The organism is Clostridium sp. AF15-41, assembly GCF_003604095.1.
Classification (GTDB): domain Bacteria; phylum Bacillota; class Clostridia; order Lachnospirales; family Lachnospiraceae; genus Coprococcus.
Window position 1 is genome coordinate 55,391 of the sequence record NZ_QTMQ01000015.1, and the last position, 16,057, is coordinate 71,447.

The following is a 16,057-nucleotide window of genomic DNA, read 5'->3' on the forward strand; positions in this document are numbered from 1 at the left end:
CTTTCTTTTGTGCTAGAATGTAGCCAGAAAGTGTGCTGTTATGTCAATAATGGTCATTATTGTGCCGTTTACAGCATAAATGTACCATGATATAACACTTACATTATAAAAAATTACGGAGGATTTCATTATTATGGCAAAGAAAATTGTATTAGCAGGCGCATGCCGTACAGCTATCGGTACTATGGGCGGATCATTAAGCACAACACCAGCTCCGGTACTTGGTTCAATCGTTATCAAGGAAGCTTTAAACAGAGCAGGAGTTCCTGCAGATCAGGTAGATCATGTATATATGGGTTGTGTAATCCAGGCAGGTCTTGGACAGAATGTTGCACGTCAGGCATCAATCAAAGCTGGTCTTCCAATTGAGACAACTGCTGTTACAGTTAATGTTGTTTGTGGTTCAGGTCTGAACTGTGTAAATATGGCTGCTCAGATGATCGAAGCAGGAGATGCTGATATCGTTGTAGCAGGTGGTATGGAAAACATGTCAATGGCTCCATATGCTGTAATGCAGGGACGTTTCGGATACAGAATGAATGATGGTAAACTTGTAGATACAATGGTACATGATGCTCTTTGGGATGCATTCAATGATTACCATATGATCAAGACTGCTGATAACATCTGTGAGCAGTGGGGACTTACTCGTGAAGAACTTGATGAGTTTGCAGCAAAGAGCCAGCAGAAGGCTGTAGCAGCTCAGGAGTCAGGTGCATTTGACGCAGAGATCGTTCCAGTTATGGTTAAGAAGAAAAAAGAGATGGTTGAGTTCAAGAAGGATGAGGGACCAAGACCTGGTACAACAGTTGAGACACTTTCAAGACTCAGAACTATCAATCCAAATGGTTTCGTAACAGCAGGTAATGCTTCAGGTATCAATGATGGTGCAGCAGCTATCGTTGTTATGAGCGAAGAAAAGGCTAAAGAACTTGGTGTTAAGCCAATGGCTACATGGGTAGCAGGTGCTCTTGGTGGTGTTGATCCATCTATCATGGGTATCGGACCAGTTGCTTCAACAAAGAAAGTAATGGCTAAGACAGGTCTTAAGATTGAAGATTTCGATATCATCGAAGCAAACGAAGCATTTGCAGCTCAGTCAGTTGCAGTAGCTAAGGATCTTGGATTTGATGTTGACAAGCAGGTTAACCCAAATGGTGGTGCAATCGCACTTGGACATCCGGTAGGAGCTTCAGGATGCCGTATCCTTGTTACACTTCTTCATGAGATGCAGGCAAAGGGTGCTAAGACAGGTCTTGCTACACTTTGTATCGGCGGTGGTATGGGCTGCTCAACAGTTGTTAAGATCGAAGACTAATCCGGTCGGCTGAAAAACCATATTACATTTCTAAATAAGGAGATAAACGATGGAATTCGTAACATATGAACAGGACGGATTTGTTGGTGTTATCACTATTAATCGTCCAAAGGCATTAAACGCATTAAACAGCACAGTTCTTGAAGAACTGGATGCAACATTCAAAGCTGTTGACCTGAATACAACAAGATGTCTTGTACTTACCGGTGCAGGAGAGAAATCATTTGTAGCAGGTGCAGATATCGGAGAGATGTCAACACTTACAAAGGCTGAAGGCGAAGCTTTCGGTAAAAAGGGTAATGACGTATTCCGCATGATCGAGACATTCCCAATCCCTGTAATCGCAGCCGTAAATGGATTTGCACTTGGTGGTGGATGTGAGATCTCCATGAGCTGTGATATCAGAATCTGTTCTGAGAACGCAGTATTTGGTCAGCCAGAAGTTGGTCTTGGAATTACACCTGGATTTGGCGGAACCCAGAGACTTGCCCGTCTTGTAGGTGCAGGAATGGCAAAGCAGCTGATCTACACAGCAAGAAATATCAAAGCTGATGAAGCATACAGAATCGGTCTAGTAAATGCTGTATATCCATTAGAGGAGTTATTACCGGCAGCTAAGAAGATGGCTTCTATCATCGCAGCAAATGCTCCGATCGCAGTTCGTAACTGTAAGAAAGCAATCAATGATGGATTACAGGTTGATATGGATCAGGCAATCGTTGTAGAAGAGAAATTATTCGGCGATTGCTTCGAGACAGAGGATCAGAAGGCAGGAATGGGCAACTTCCTTGAGAAAGATAAGGAAAAGAAATTAAAGGTTGTTCCTTTCCAGAATAAATAAATCAACAATCTTGATATTGACGTTTAGGGTGGTTATTTTGAAATCGAAATCAACCATCCTAAATGTTTGATATACCAAAGTAAGCATGTCAAACGAAACGTATATGAATTTCTCATGTTTGCTTAAAAATAATTTTTAGGAGGATATTAAAATGAAAGTTGGCGTTATTGGTGCAGGAACCATGGGTCAGGGAATTGCTAAGGCATTCGCTCAGGTTGATGGATATGAAGTAGCACTTTGCGACATTAAGCAGGAATGGGCTGAAGGCGGTAAGGACAAGATCGCTAAAGGTTATGCCAGACTTGTTGAAAAAGGAAAGATGACACAGGAGAAGGTTGATGGTATTCTTGCCAGCATCACTCCGGGTATTAAGGAAGACTTATGCGCAGATTGTGACCTTATCGTAGAGGCTGCTTTCGAGAACATGGAAGTTAAGAAGACAACATTTTCTGAGCTTGACAAGATCTGCAAGCCAGAGTGTGTATTTGCATCAAATACATCTTCACTTTCCATCACTGAGATTGGAAATGGTCTTACCCGTCCTATGATCGGTATGCACTTCTTCAATCCAGCTGACAGAATGAAGCTTATCGAAGTTATCGCGGGTGTTAACACACCGGCAGAGACTGTTGATAAGATCGTTAAGATCTCAGAAGAGATCGGTAAGACACCTGTACAGGTAAATGAAGCTGCCGGATTTGTTGTAAACAGAATCTTGATTCCAATGATCAATGAAGCTGCATTTATCAAGATGGAAGGTGTGTCAGATATCGCTGGTATCGATGCAGCTATGAAACTTGGTGCAAATCATCCAATGGGACCTCTTGAATTAGGTGATTTCGTTGGTCTTGATATCTGTCTTGCTATTATGGATGTACTCTATAACGAGACAGGCGACAGCAAGTATCGTGCATGTCCATTACTTCGTAAGATGGTACGTGGCGGCAACCTTGGTGTTAAGAGTGGTAAGGGATTCTATGTATACAATGCTGACCGCACAAAGACACCAGTTGATGCTCAGTAATTGACTGATAAATATATTTATGGAGGAAGAAATAGAATGGATTTCGCTTTAGACAAGAAGTATGAAATGGCGCAGAATTTATTCAGAGAATTTGCGCAGAATGAAGTAAAGCCTCTTGCTCAGGAAATTGATGAAAATCACAGATTCCCTAGAGAGACAGTAGAGAAGATGGCAAAGTATGGTTTCTTAGGAATACCTGTTTCTAAGGAAGATGGTGGACAGGGTTGTGATCCTTTAACATATGTTATGTGTGTTGAGGAACTTTCAAAGGTTTGTGGTACTACCGGTGTTATTGTTTCCGCACATACATCTCTGTGTGTAGATCCAATCCAGACATACGGTACACCAGATCAGAAAGCTAAGTACCTCCCAGATCTTGCTTCCGGTAGAAAGCTTGGCGCATTTGGTCTTACAGAGCCGGGTGCTGGTACAGATGCACAGGGTCAGCAGACAAAGGCTGTTCTTGATGGTGATGAGTGGGTTCTTAACGGATCTAAGTGTTTCATTACAAATGGTAAAGAAGCAGATGTATATATTATCATTGCAGTTACAGGTACAATTGAAAAACGTGGTAGAAAGCAGAAAGAGATTTCAGCATTTATCGTAGAAAAAGGCACTCCGGGATTTACATTCGGAACAAAAGAAAACAAGATGGGTATCTGTGGTTCATCCACATATGAACTTATCTTCACAGACTGCCGTATTCCTAAGGATGCACTTCTCGGACAGAAGGGCAAGGGATTTGGTATTGCAATGCATACACTTGATGGTGGTCGTATCGGTATCGCAGCTCAGGCTCTTGGTATTGCTGAGGGTGCTCTTGATATCACAATCGACTATGTTAAGGAAAGAAAGCAGTTTGGTCGTTCAATCGCTCAGTTCCAGAATACTCAGTTTGTACTTGCTGATCTTGCAACAAAGGTTGAAGCAGCTAAGTTACTGGTATACAAGGCAGCTAAGAAGAAAGAGCAGTACCAGGCTGATCACAAGACTTCATACTCTGTAGAAGCTGCTATGGCTAAGCTGTATGCTGCAGAAGTAGCTATGGAAGTAACAACAAAGTGTGTACAGTTACACGGTGGTTATGGTTATATCAAAGAGTATGATGTAGAACGTATGATGCGTGATGCTAAGATTACAGAAATCTACGAAGGAACTTCAGAAGTTCAGCGTATGGTTATTTCTGCAAACTTATTAAAATAATTAGGAGGTACTTAACGTGAAGGTTATAGTTTGTATAAAGCAGGTACCTGATACAAAGGGTGGCGTTCAGTTTAACCCAGATGGTACATTAAACAGAGGAGCAATGCTTACAATCATGAACCCTGATGATAAGGCAGGTCTTGAAGCTGCACTTAGATTAAAGGATCAGTATGGAGCAGAAGTTACAGTTCTTACAATGGGTCTTCCAAAGGCTGCAGATGTTCTTCAGGAAGCAATCGCTATGGGCGCTGACAAGGGCGTTCTTGTAACGGATCGTGTTCTTGGTGGAGCTGATACATGGGCTACATCAACAACAATCGCCGGAGCACTCAGAAAGCTTGATTATGATCTTATTATCACAGGTCGTCAGGCTATCGATGGAGATACAGCTCAGGTTGGACCACAGATTGCTGAGCATCTTGGAATTCCGGTTATTTCATATGCACAGGAGATCAAGGTCGACGGAGATTCCGTAATCGTTAAGCGTCAGTATGATGATGGATATCATATGTTAAAGGCTAAGATGCCTTGCCTTGTAACAGCACTTTCAGAGTTAAATGAGCCTAGATACATGACTCCAGGTGGAATCTTCGATGCAGTTAATGCAGAGATCACAACACTTGGCAGAGCAGATCTTGTAGATGTTGATGATTCAAACCTTGGTCTGAAAGGTTCACCAACAAAGATTGCAAAGGCTTCTGATAAGGTAAGAAAGGGTGCAGGCGAGAAGGTTGTACCTGATTCTCCAGATGAAGCAGTTAGCTATATTGTTGGCAAGTTAAAAGATAAGCATGTAATCTAATATAGTAAAGGAAAAGTGGTGAATAAAATGGGCGCAATGAACGCAGAAGATATGAAGAACTACAAAGGCGTATTTGTCTTTGCACAGCAGGTAGATAATAAGTTAAGTGGTATTTCATTTGAATTGATCGGTGAAGGAAAGAGACTTGCAGATAAGCTTAATGAAAAGGTTACAGCAGTCCTGATCGGTTCCGACGTAAAGGGTCTTGTAGACGAACTTGCAGAGTACGGTGCAGACAGAGTTATCGTTGTTGATGATCCAGAATTAAAAGAATACAGAACTGAGCCATATGCACATGCACTTGCTTCAGTTATCAATGAGTACAAGCCGGAGATCGTTTTAGTTGGTGCTACAGCTATTGGTCGTGATCTTGGTCCTACAGTATCAGCAAGAGTAGCTACAGGTCTTACAGCAGACTGTACATTACTTGAAATCGGTGATTTCCCTCTTGTTGCACTTCCAAATCAGGAGCAGAAGCACAATCAGCTTCTTATGACACGTCCTGCATTCGGTGGTAACACAATCGCTACAATCGCGTGTCCTGATAATCGTCCTCAGATGGCAACAGTACGTCCGGGCGTTATGCAGAAGCTTGACAGAGTAGCTGGCAAGAAGGCAGAAGTGATCGAGTACAATCCTGGATTTACTCCAAACAACAAGTATGTTGAGATCCTTGAAATCTCAAAGGCTGTTTCAGATATCAAAGATATCATGGACGCTAAGATCCTTGTTTCAGGTGGTCGTGGTGTTGGTTCAGCAGAGAACTTCAAGCTTCTTGATGATCTTGCAGAAGTACTTGGCGGACAGGTATCATGCTCACGTGCAGTTGTAGATTCAGGCTGGAAGCCAAAGGAGCTTCAGGTTGGTCAGACTGGTAAGACAGTTCGTCCACAGGTATACTTCGCAATTGGTATTTCAGGTGCGATCCAGCATGTAGCCGGTATGGAAGAGTCAGATATCATCATCGCTATCAACAAGGATGAGGATGCTCCTATCTTTGATGTAGCTGATTATGGTGTTGTTGGAGATCTGAACAAGATCGTTCCTGCTCTTACAGAAGCAATCAAGGCTGAGCTTGCTAACAAGTAATTCAGTTTATAATTGAAAATGGACATTTTGGACTGCCGGGTTTTATACCCGGCAGTTTGTGTGTAAATGAGCCAAGCACAGATATTCATGTAAGCACAGATATTATGCGTGCATGAATATCTGTGCTTACATGAATATCTGTATTTGGCGAATAGGCGACATCGAGCCGACAGGCGAGATGGGGCATGAAAGAACATGAGAATGTTCTTTCACGCACAAAAGAGAGTATATTATTACAGATTTCCCTGTTGAAACAATAAAAACAATGCTGTATGATAAATACTGTTGCGAAAAAGACAAATGATAGTTAGATAAAAGAAGATTAGGGTTGATGAGAAAAATGAGTAAGTATGAAACACAGGAAGAATTAAAACGAGAAGAATTAAGTCAGGAAGGGCAACTGTTAAAAACAGAGGTTGACAACGCAAAATTGACAGGCGACAGTATGGATGTAAAAATGACAGATGCAAGTGAAGAAAGAAAAACTAACAATACTACCGGAGAAAATAAGATGGGCACCATGCCGATGGGGAAGTTATTGATATCAGTATCACTTCCGATGGTAATTTCAATGCTGGTACAGGCACTTTATAATGTAGTCGATAGTGTATTTGTATCGCATTTTGATCAGGATGCACTGACAGCAGTATCGACAATATTTCCGTTACAGAATCTTATGATCGGAGTTACCTCCGGTCTTGGTGTCGGTTTTAATGCATTGATATCCAAGTCACTTGGTGAAAAAAATCAGAAAAAAGCAAATGATGCAGCCAGACAGGGAATCTTTCTGGAACTTATTGGATTTGCAATTTTCTTATTGATCGGTTTATTTGGGATCGATGCATTTATGAAGAGTCAGACGGATGTTGCAAAGATCATTGATTATGGAGTGGATTATGGACGTATCTGCTGTATCTGTTCCTTTGGTATCTTTGCACAGATGACATTTGAACGTATGCTGCAGTCAACAGGACGGACGCTTTACACAATGAAGACACAGGCACTTGGAGCCGTTATTAATATTATACTTGATCCGATTATGATCTTTGGATATTTCGGACTTCCGGCGATGGGTGCTGCAGGTGCGGCAATAGCAACAGTTATCGGACAGTGTATTGCGGCATCACTTGCAATCTATTATAATCTGAAAAAAAATCCGGATATCCAGTTATCATTTAAAAGCTTTCGGCCGGAGGGAGATGTGATCGGCAGAATTTTGTCCATTGCTGTTCCTTCAATCGCGATGGTTGCGGTAGGTTCAGTTATGACATATGGATTTAATCGTATTTTATTTACATTTACACCGATCGCAGTTTCAGTGTTTGGTATTTTTTATAAAGTACAGAGTATGGCATTTATGCCGGTATTTGGTCTGAATAATGGTATGATCCCTATCGTATCATATAATTACGGAGCAAAACAACCGGATCGAATGCTCAAAGCTGTTAAATATACAATGATGGCTGCGATCTGTTTCATGCTTTTGTGTCTGACTGCGATGCAGGTAATTCCGGGATTGATCCTTAAGGTATTCGATGCACAGGAGGACATGATGGCGATCGGTATTCCGGCACTTCGAACAATGAGCATTTCGTTCCTGTTTGCAGGAATCTGTATTGTATGTTCCGGTATGTTCCAGGCGCTTGGTAAAGGTGTGTACAGTCTGATCGTATCTCTAGCCAGACAGTTGATCGTGCTGCTTCCGGTTGCTTATGCATTTGCAAAATTGACACACAATCTCGAGCTGGTATGGTTGTCTTTCCCGATTGCGGAGGTTGTCAGTGTGATTCTTTCGGTTTTCATGGCGCTACAGACAAAAAAGAAAATTATCGATCCTTTGAAGAATTCGGTGAAAGTAGTACAGGAATAAGCAGAACATTTGTCAGTAAAGAGCATATTCTATAAAATAGCAAAATAATTTATAAATGATCTGTAGAAAATGATGGTTCAGGATATAGCTATAGTACATAAAGAATCAGAAAGAAGGAAAAGAAATGAGTGATTTGATCTATCTTGATCATGCGGCAACAACGGCAGTTCATCCGGATGTTTTAAAAGAAATGCTGCCATATTTTACAGATAAATTCGGAAATCCGTCCAGTGTTTATGGATTTGCGGCAAATAATAAAAATAAATTGACAGAGGCAAGAGAGACGATAGCCGGAGCTCTTGGTGCAAAACCGGAAGAAATTTATTTTACGGCAGGTGGGTCTGAGTCCGATAACTGGGCGTTAAAATGTACGGCAGAAGCCTATGGAGTACATGGGGGGCATATCATTACGACTAAGATTGAGCATCATGCGATCCTGCATACCTGTAAGTATCTGGAGAATAGAGGGTATGATGTAACGTATCTGGATGTAGATGAAAATGGATTGGTTGATCTGAATATACTTGAGGCAGCCATCCGGCCGGACACCTTTCTGATCTCGATCATGTTTGCAAATAATGAGATTGGAACGATTGAACCAATAAAAGAAATCGGAGAGATCGCACACAGACACGGTATTTTGTTTCATACGGATGCAGTTCAGGCATTTGGACAGATCCCGATTCGCGCAGATGAAATGAATATTGATATGTTAAGTGCAAGCGGACATAAGTTTAACGGACCAAAGGGAATTGGTTTTTTATATATCAAAAAAGGCTTAAAGTTAAAGAGCTTTATTCATGGTGGCCAGCAGGAGCGAGGACGCAGAGCCGGTACAGAAAATGTACCTGGAATTGTAGGTATCGCAAAAGCGTGTGAGATCGCAATGGCAGAAATGGAAGAACGGATGAAGAAAGAGACAGAACTCAGAGATTATCTGATCAAACGGATATTGAAGGAGATTCCGTATACCAGACTGAATGGACATTCGAGAAAACGACTGCCAAATAATGTCAATATCAGCTTTCAGTTCGTGGAGGGAGAATCCATTCTGATCATGCTAGACATGGCAGGTATCTGTGCATCCAGTGGTTCTGCCTGCACATCGGGTTCTGTTGATCCTTCTCATGTGTTGCTTGCAATCGGACTTCCGCATGAGATTGCGCACGGTTCTCTGAGGCTAACCCTTGGATATGAGAATACGAAAGAAGAAATGGATATGGTTGTCGATAATCTGAAACGGATCATTACAAATCTTCGGAATATGTCACCTTTATATGAGGATTTTGTCAAGAAAAATCATATACAGTAAGATTGTTAGAAATGGAAGATCAGATTCGGTCGGAGTGAATATAAGAATGCAATTGTGAAATGCGTGAGATAAAACGCCCCAAGTGTGAAGGAGAAAGATATGTACAGTGATAAAGTGATCGATCATTTCCAGAATCCAAGAAATGTCGGAGAGATTGAGGATGCCTCCGGTGTCGGTACGGTTGGAAATGCTAAATGCGGGGATATGATGCGGTTGTATCTGAAGATTAATGAGGAACAGGTGATCATAGACTGCAAATTTAAGACCTATGGGTGTGGAGCTGCAGTAGCATCCAGTTCCATGGCAACGGAGATGATCAAAGGAAAAACAGTTGCTGAGGCAATGAAGCTTACAAATAAAGCAGTTATGGAAGCATTGGATGGGCTTCCGCCGGAAAAAGAACATTGTTCCCTGCTTGCAGAAGAAACACTGCATGCAGCTTTGTGGGACTATGCAGAAAAACATGGAATCAAGATTCCGGGACTTGTAAGACCGGTACAGGATATTGAAGACCGGATGGTGAGAGAACTGGAAGATTAAACAGTATTTGTATACTTGACAGCCGGAGAAATCCGGTTCTATACTGCAAGCAGGAATTGCAGGAAGGAAGATAAGATGGATAAAAAGACAGTATGTGTCGGTATGTCAGGAGGCGTGGATTCTTCTGTAGCCGCATATCTTTTAAAAGAACAGGGATATAACGTGATCGGTGTGACTATGCAGATCTGGCAGGATGAGGATGCAGATCAGATCAGTGAGCATGGCGGCTGCTGTGGCTTGTCGGCGGTAGATGATGCTAGGAGAGTAGCTGCACAGCTTGAGATCCCTTATTATGTAATGAACTTTAAAGAGGATTTCCGAAAATACGTCATTGACTATTTTGTAGATGAATATCGGAACGGAAGAACTCCGAATCCATGTATCGCATGCAACCGGTATGTAAAATGGGAGTCACTGTTAAGAAGGTCTTTAAGTATCGGTGGAGACTATATTGCTACCGGACATTATGCTAGAGTGGAACAGCTTTCAAGTGGCAGATATACCTTACGCGTGGCAAAAGGAATCGAGAAGGATCAGACCTATGCACTTTATAATCTGACACAGGATCAGTTATCAAAGACGTTGATGCCGGTTGGGGAATATAATAAGACACAGATCCGGCAGATTGCCGCAGATATCGGTATCCAGGTAGCAAATAAACCGGACAGTCAGGATATCTGTTTTGTACCGGATGGTGATTATGCCGGATATCTGGAACGGGAAGAGGGCTTAAAGGCAGTACCTGGAAATTTTGTAGATATGAATGGAAAAGTCCTTGGTACACATAAAGGTATAATCCATTATACGATCGGACAACGGAAGGGACTTGGACTTGCAATGGGACACCCGGTATTTGTTGTGGATATTATCCCGGAGACAAATGAAGTGGTGATCGGAGAAAATGCAGATACATTTTCAAAAGAACTGATCGCAGATAAAACGAACTTTATGTCTGTCGAGCGGCCGGAAGATGGGATGCAGGTGATCGGAAAGATCCGGTATGCACATAAGGGCGCGCCATGCAGGATCTACATGTTGGATGCTGACAGGGTCCGGGTTGTATTTGATGAACCGGTCCGGGCAGCGACCAAAGGACAGGCGGTTGTCTTTTATGAAGATGACCATATTGTCGGAGGCGGTACAATAAAAGAGATCATACGATAGGAATAAAAATGACGCTGGTGTGGATGCTATTATTTAAAAAATTATTATTGTTCTGCCACATACTCACCTATTATTACGCAAGACACTTCCGTTCTAGTCCTCGTGCAGCGGTTCTAAGCTCGCCACAAAGTGGCTTGCTAAGTACCGGCCTCGGACAAGGCTTGCTTCATAATAGTGAATATGTGGTAGAACAGCAAGATTTTTTGTAATAGCATCCACACCAGCGTCATTTTATAATTTATGGAATACAGGCTTCATCTGCTTAAAGGTGCAGTAATAGCGGAAGCCTGTGGCGGTCAGGATATCTCTGGCATAGGTTTCAAAGTCATAGCCGATGTATTTTGGAACATGAGCATCACTTCCGACGGTGATGATCTCACCACCTAACTCCTTGTAGAGCTTCAGAATAGATGGATGAGGATGCGCATAAGTCATGTTTTTATACAGGCTTCCGGTATTGATCTCGATTCCTTTTCCATGTTCAATGATCGTTTTCAGAATAGCTTCAAAGACATCTGCATAATCAGAAAAGCGAAAGGCTGCTTCGCCGGATGGACAATAACGGACGGCATAGTCCAGATGGCCATATATGGAATAATTATCAAAGGTCTGCACATTTGCAAGAATGGATTCAAAATATTCCAGTAGTGCTTCTTTTTCCGAACGTCCTTCATAGTAAGCGGGATAGTAGGGATCTTTGCCATATACAAGATGAGAGGACCCTATAATAAAGTCAAAATCATGATATTTATCTGTGTAAGCAATGATCTTGTCTGCGATATGAGACATCAGACCGAGTTCGATGCCGAGGTGGATCGTAAGTTTGTCTTTGTACTGTTCCTGCAACTTTCTTACAGCAGAAATATATCGGTCTGTATCTAACAGAAAGGTATGGCCTTCCTCGTCTTTTGGATAATCAATATCATGATGATCTGTAATGCAGATCTCAGACATACCAAGATGAATTGCCTGTTCAGCAATATCTGTAAGTCCTGTTTCAGAATCATCGGAGAATCCGGAATGTAAATGATGATCGCAAAGCTTCATATGTAAAACCTCCTGTTGACTGTAGATGTTGTGAAAATTAATGTTATTATAGCACGTTAGAAAATAAAACACAGCTACAGGGACTGAAAAAATAGTGAAGAAGAGCCGAAGATAAGAAGAAATCATACAAAAGAAGCATATATTGGTAACACAAGAATCATGTGTGAAATATCTCGAAATACGGGTTTAATGGTTGCAATAAATATGAAAATATCATAAAAAGTTGATTCTTTGTACATTTTGCAATATAGTGTTTGTTTATTTTTGCGTGAATTGGACAATTTTTTTTTGAGAAAGACTTGAAATTTACACACAAATTAGGTATGATTTTGTTGTGTGAATAGCACGATTAATTACTGCGCTTTGCAGTATATTATAAATACTTTTATTATTCAAAACTTAGGAGGAATAAAAAATGGCAGTAAAAGTAGCAATCAATGGTTTTGGACGTATTGGTCGTCTCGCATTCAGACAGATGTTCGGAGCAGAAGGATATGAAGTTGTTGCAATCAACGATTTAACAAAGCCTTCAATGCTTGCAGATCTTCTCAAGTACGATACAGCACAGGGTGGTTACTGTGGTAAGATTGGTGAGAACCTTCATACAGTTTCAGCTGATGATGAGGCTAACACAATCACAGTTGATGGTAAGACACTTACAATCTACAAGGAAGCAGATGCAAACAATCTTCCTTGGGGTAAGATCGGTGTTGACGTAGTTCTTGAGTGTACTGGTTTCTACTGCTCAAAGGAAAAGTCAATGGCTCATATCAATGCAGGTGCTAAGAAGGTTGTTATCTCAGCTCCAGCAGGAAATGATCTTAAGACTATCGTATTCTCAGTTAACCAGGATACATTAACAGCAGATGATCAGATCATCTCAGCTGCTTCATGTACAACAAACTGTCTTGCACCAATGGCTAAGGCTCTTAATGATTATGCTCCAATCCAGTCAGGTATTATGTCAACAATCCACGCTTACACAGGCGATCAGATGATTCTTGACGGACCACACAGAAAGGGCGACTTAAGAAGAGCAAGAGCAGGTGCTGCTAATATCGTTCCTAACTCAACAGGTGCTGCTAAGGCTATCGGTCTTGTTATCCCAGAGTTAAATGGTAAGTTAATCGGATCAGCTCAGAGAGTTCCAGTTCCAACAGGTTCAACAACAATCCTTACAGCAGTTGTTAAGGGTGCTGACGTAACAGTTGATGGAATCAACGCTGCAATGAAGGCTGCTGCATCAGAGTCATTCGGTTACAACACAGATCCTATCGTTTCATCAGATGTAATCGGTATGAGATATGGTTCATTATTTGATTCAACTCAGACAATGGTATCAAAGATCGCTGATGACTTATATGAGGTTCAGGTTGTATCATGGTATGATAATGAGAACTCATACACAAGCCAGATGGTTAGAACAATTAAGTACTTCGCAGAGTTAGCATAATTGACTGACAAATTGTAGTAATTAATTTGACCTTACAAGGGGTCCGGTCTTCATGGACCGGACCCTATATTTCTTTTACGGAGATGTATTTGCACTCTGTACAAATATGAAGATAAAAGTATAAAAATCAGGAGGTTTAATAGTAATGTCATTAAACAAAAAATCAGTAGATGATATTAATGTAAAGGGACAGCGTGTCCTTTGCAGATGTGACTTTAATGTACCATTAAAGGAAGGTAAGATCACAGACGAGAATCGTCTTGTAGCAGCACTTCCTACAATCAAGAAATTAATTGCTGATGGTGGAAAGGTTATTCTTTGCTCACACCTTGGCAAGGTTAAGACAGAAGAAGACAAGAAGACAAAGACTCTTGCACCGGTTGCGGTAAGACTTTCAGAGCTTCTTGGACAGGAAGTTAAGTTTGTTGCTGAGCCTGAAGTTGTTGGACCAAAGGTAAGAGAAGCTGTAGCAGCTATGAAAGATGGCGAAGTTATCTTACTTGAGAACACACGTTTCAGACCGGAAGAGACAAAGAACGGTGAAGCATTCTCTAAGGATCTTGCTTCTATCTGTGATGTATTTGTAAATGATGCATTTGGTACAGCTCACAGAGCACACTGCTCAAATGTAGGTGTTGCAGGTCTTGTTGATACAGCAGTTGTTGGATACTTAATGCAGAAGGAGATCGACTTCCTTGGAAATGCGGTAGAGAATCCGGTAAGACCATTCGTAGCTATCCTTGGTGGAGCAAAAGTTGCAGACAAGTTAAATGTTATCTCTAACTTACTTGAGAAGTGCGATACACTGATCATCGGTGGTGGTATGGCGTATACATTCTTAAAGGCAAAGGGATATGAGATCGGTAAATCATTAGTTGACGAGTCTAAGATCGACTACTGTAAGGAAATGATGGAAAAGGCTGAGAAGCTTGGTAAGAAGTTATTACTTCCGGTTGATTCCGTTATGATCGACGATTTCCCTAATCCGATCGATGCTCCGGTTGAGACAGAGATCTTTGATGCAGACAAGATGTCAGCAGACAAAGAGGGCTGTGATATCGGACCTAAGACAATCAAATTATATGCAGATGCTGTTAAGACAGCTAAGACAGTTGTATGGAACGGACCTATGGGTGTATTCGAGAATCCTACACTTGCTGCCGGTACAAAGGCTGTAGCTGCTGCTCTTGCTGAGACAGATGCTACAACTATCATCGGTGGTGGTGATTCTGCTGCTGCTGTTAACCAGTTAGGATATGGTTCTAAGATGAGCCACATCTCAACAGGTGGTGGAGCTTCCCTTGAATTCTTAGAGGGTAAGGAACTTCCGGGCGTTGCTGCTGCAAACGACAAATAAATTATGTACATGCTCCATCTGAATCGGATGGAAAAATATGCAGATAATGAAAATAATATTTTCAAGGAGATAAAAGACATGTCAAGAAAGAAAATCATCGCTGGTAACTGGAAGATGAACATGACTCCAAGCCAGGCTGTAAAATTATGTGAAGAGTTAAAGCCATTAGTTGCAAATGACGACGTAGATGTTGTATACTGCGTACCTGCAATTGATATTGTACCTGTAGTAGAAGCTGTTAAGGGCACAAATGTAGAAGTTGGTGCTGAGAATATGTACTTCGAAGAAAAGGGTGCATACACAGGTGAGATTTCAGCAGAAATGTTAGTTGATGCCGGTGTTAAGTATGTCATCATCGGACATTCAGAGCGTCGTGACTACTTCAAAGAGTGTGACTGTCTCTTAAATAAGAAAGTTAAGAAGGCATTTGAAGCAGGCCTTACACCTATCCTTTGCTGTGGTGAGTCATTAGAGCAGAGAGAAATGGGTATCACACTTGACTTCATCCGCCTTCAGATCAAGAGTGATCTGAAAGATATCACAGCAGATCAGGTTAAGAGCATGGTAATCGCTTACGAGCCGATCTGGGCTATCGGAACAGGCAAGACAGCTACATCCGATCAGGCACAGGAAGTATGTAAGGCAATCCGTGACTGCATCGCTGAAGTATATGATACAGACACAGCAGAAGCTGTAAGAATCCAGTATGGTGGATCTATGAACGCCGGTAACGCAGCAGAGCTTCTTGCAAAGCCTGATATTGATGGTGGTCTTGTAGGTGGTGCTTCACTGAAGGCTGACTTTGGAAAGATTGTAAATTACAATAAGTAATTAATTTTGCAGTAATTTTTGTAACTCATATATTTGAAATATACAAAGTTAATGCAATAAAGATACCGTAAAATACCAGATGACGACAAAATGTGCACTGTGTATTTTGCGGTATTTTTATTTTAATTGGTAATTCGTGCTAAATGAATAGATTCATACAATGGTTTTTGTACATCCCGGCAATCTATACTGTAGGTTTGTCAAAC

General features: G+C 41.4%; 14 protein-coding genes. 13 read left to right on the top strand and 1 reads right to left on the bottom strand.

The genetic code is table 11. The features are described 5' to 3' along the window. The first annotated feature begins 133 nt into the window (after positions 1–133). The 10 genes from DWW43_RS10400 to mnmA all read left to right on the top strand — a co-directional run bounded on the left by DWW43_RS10400 (position 134) and on the right by mnmA (position 11,163). Positions 134–1,318 carry an acetyl-CoA C-acetyltransferase gene (locus tag DWW43_RS10400; protein ID WP_008400709.1) on the top strand — a complete coding sequence of 395 codons (1,185 nt, stop codon included), beginning with the start codon at positions 134–136 and terminating at the stop codon, positions 1,316–1,318. A 49-nt stretch (positions 1,319–1,367) separates the two neighbouring features. Next, positions 1,368–2,159, top strand: a complete 792-nt coding sequence (locus DWW43_RS10405; protein ID WP_008400710.1) for an enoyl-CoA hydratase-related protein — start codon at positions 1,368–1,370, stop codon at positions 2,157–2,159. A gap of 151 nt (positions 2,160–2,310) precedes the next feature. Next, positions 2,311–3,183: a 3-hydroxyacyl-CoA dehydrogenase NAD-binding domain-containing protein gene (locus tag DWW43_RS10410; protein ID WP_008400711.1), complete on the top strand. Its 873-nt coding sequence runs from the start codon at positions 2,311–2,313 to the stop codon at positions 3,181–3,183. A 36-nt stretch (positions 3,184–3,219) separates the two neighbouring features. Then, positions 3,220–4,386: an acyl-CoA dehydrogenase gene (locus DWW43_RS10415; protein ID WP_008400712.1), complete on the top strand. Its 1,167-nt coding sequence runs from the start codon at positions 3,220–3,222 to the stop codon at positions 4,384–4,386. A gap of 16 nt (positions 4,387–4,402) precedes the next feature. Further along, entirely contained in the window at positions 4,403–5,188 is a 786-nt protein-coding gene (locus DWW43_RS10420; protein ID WP_008400713.1) for an electron transfer flavoprotein subunit beta/FixA family protein, read from the top strand. Positions 5,189–5,215: 27 nt separating this feature from the next. Then, a complete protein-coding gene (locus tag DWW43_RS10425) occupies positions 5,216–6,277 on the top strand; it encodes an electron transfer flavoprotein subunit alpha/FixB family protein (RefSeq protein WP_008400714.1) in 1,062 nt (353 codons plus the stop codon). A gap of 340 nt (positions 6,278–6,617) precedes the next feature. After that, the gene (locus DWW43_RS10430) at positions 6,618–8,147 is read left to right on the top strand and encodes an MATE family efflux transporter (protein WP_243104471.1); all 1,530 of its coding nucleotides are present in this window, start codon (positions 6,618–6,620) and stop codon (positions 8,145–8,147) included. 124 nt (positions 8,148–8,271) lie between these two features. Beyond that, a complete protein-coding gene (gene nifS / locus DWW43_RS10435) occupies positions 8,272–9,459 on the top strand; it encodes a cysteine desulfurase NifS (protein ID WP_119963525.1) in 1,188 nt (395 codons plus the stop codon). Between the two features lie 99 nt (positions 9,460–9,558). Then, positions 9,559–9,999, top strand: a complete 441-nt coding sequence (gene nifU, locus DWW43_RS10440) for a Fe-S cluster assembly scaffold protein NifU (protein WP_119963526.1) — start codon at positions 9,559–9,561, stop codon at positions 9,997–9,999. Positions 10,000–10,074: 75 nt separating this feature from the next. Then, positions 10,075–11,163, top strand: coding sequence for a tRNA 2-thiouridine(34) synthase MnmA (gene mnmA / locus DWW43_RS10445; protein ID WP_008400721.1), 1,089 nt, complete (start codon positions 10,075–10,077; stop codon positions 11,161–11,163). A gap of 231 nt (positions 11,164–11,394) precedes the next feature. On the opposite strand, the gene DWW43_RS10450 is transcribed toward mnmA, so the two are convergent. Beyond that, on the bottom strand, positions 11,395–12,210 hold the full coding sequence (locus DWW43_RS10450; RefSeq protein WP_119963527.1) for a histidinol-phosphatase HisJ family protein: 816 nt from the start codon (positions 12,208–12,210) through the stop codon (positions 11,395–11,397). A gap of 415 nt (positions 12,211–12,625) precedes the next feature. Between DWW43_RS10450 and gap the strand changes: the two genes are divergently transcribed. The 3 genes from gap (at position 12,626) to tpiA (ending at position 15,851) form a co-directional block, all read left to right on the top strand. Next, entirely contained in the window at positions 12,626–13,663 is a 1,038-nt protein-coding gene (gene gap, locus DWW43_RS10455; protein WP_004852921.1) for a type I glyceraldehyde-3-phosphate dehydrogenase, read from the top strand. Positions 13,664–13,808: 145 nt separating this feature from the next. Continuing rightward, positions 13,809–15,020, top strand: a complete 1,212-nt coding sequence (locus DWW43_RS10460) for a phosphoglycerate kinase (protein ID WP_008400723.1) — start codon at positions 13,809–13,811, stop codon at positions 15,018–15,020. A gap of 78 nt (positions 15,021–15,098) precedes the next feature. After that, positions 15,099–15,851 (top strand): triose-phosphate isomerase, encoded by a 753-nt coding sequence (gene tpiA / locus DWW43_RS10465; RefSeq protein WP_044945023.1) that lies wholly within the window; start codon positions 15,099–15,101, stop codon positions 15,849–15,851. Positions 15,852–16,057 lie beyond the last annotated feature (206 nt).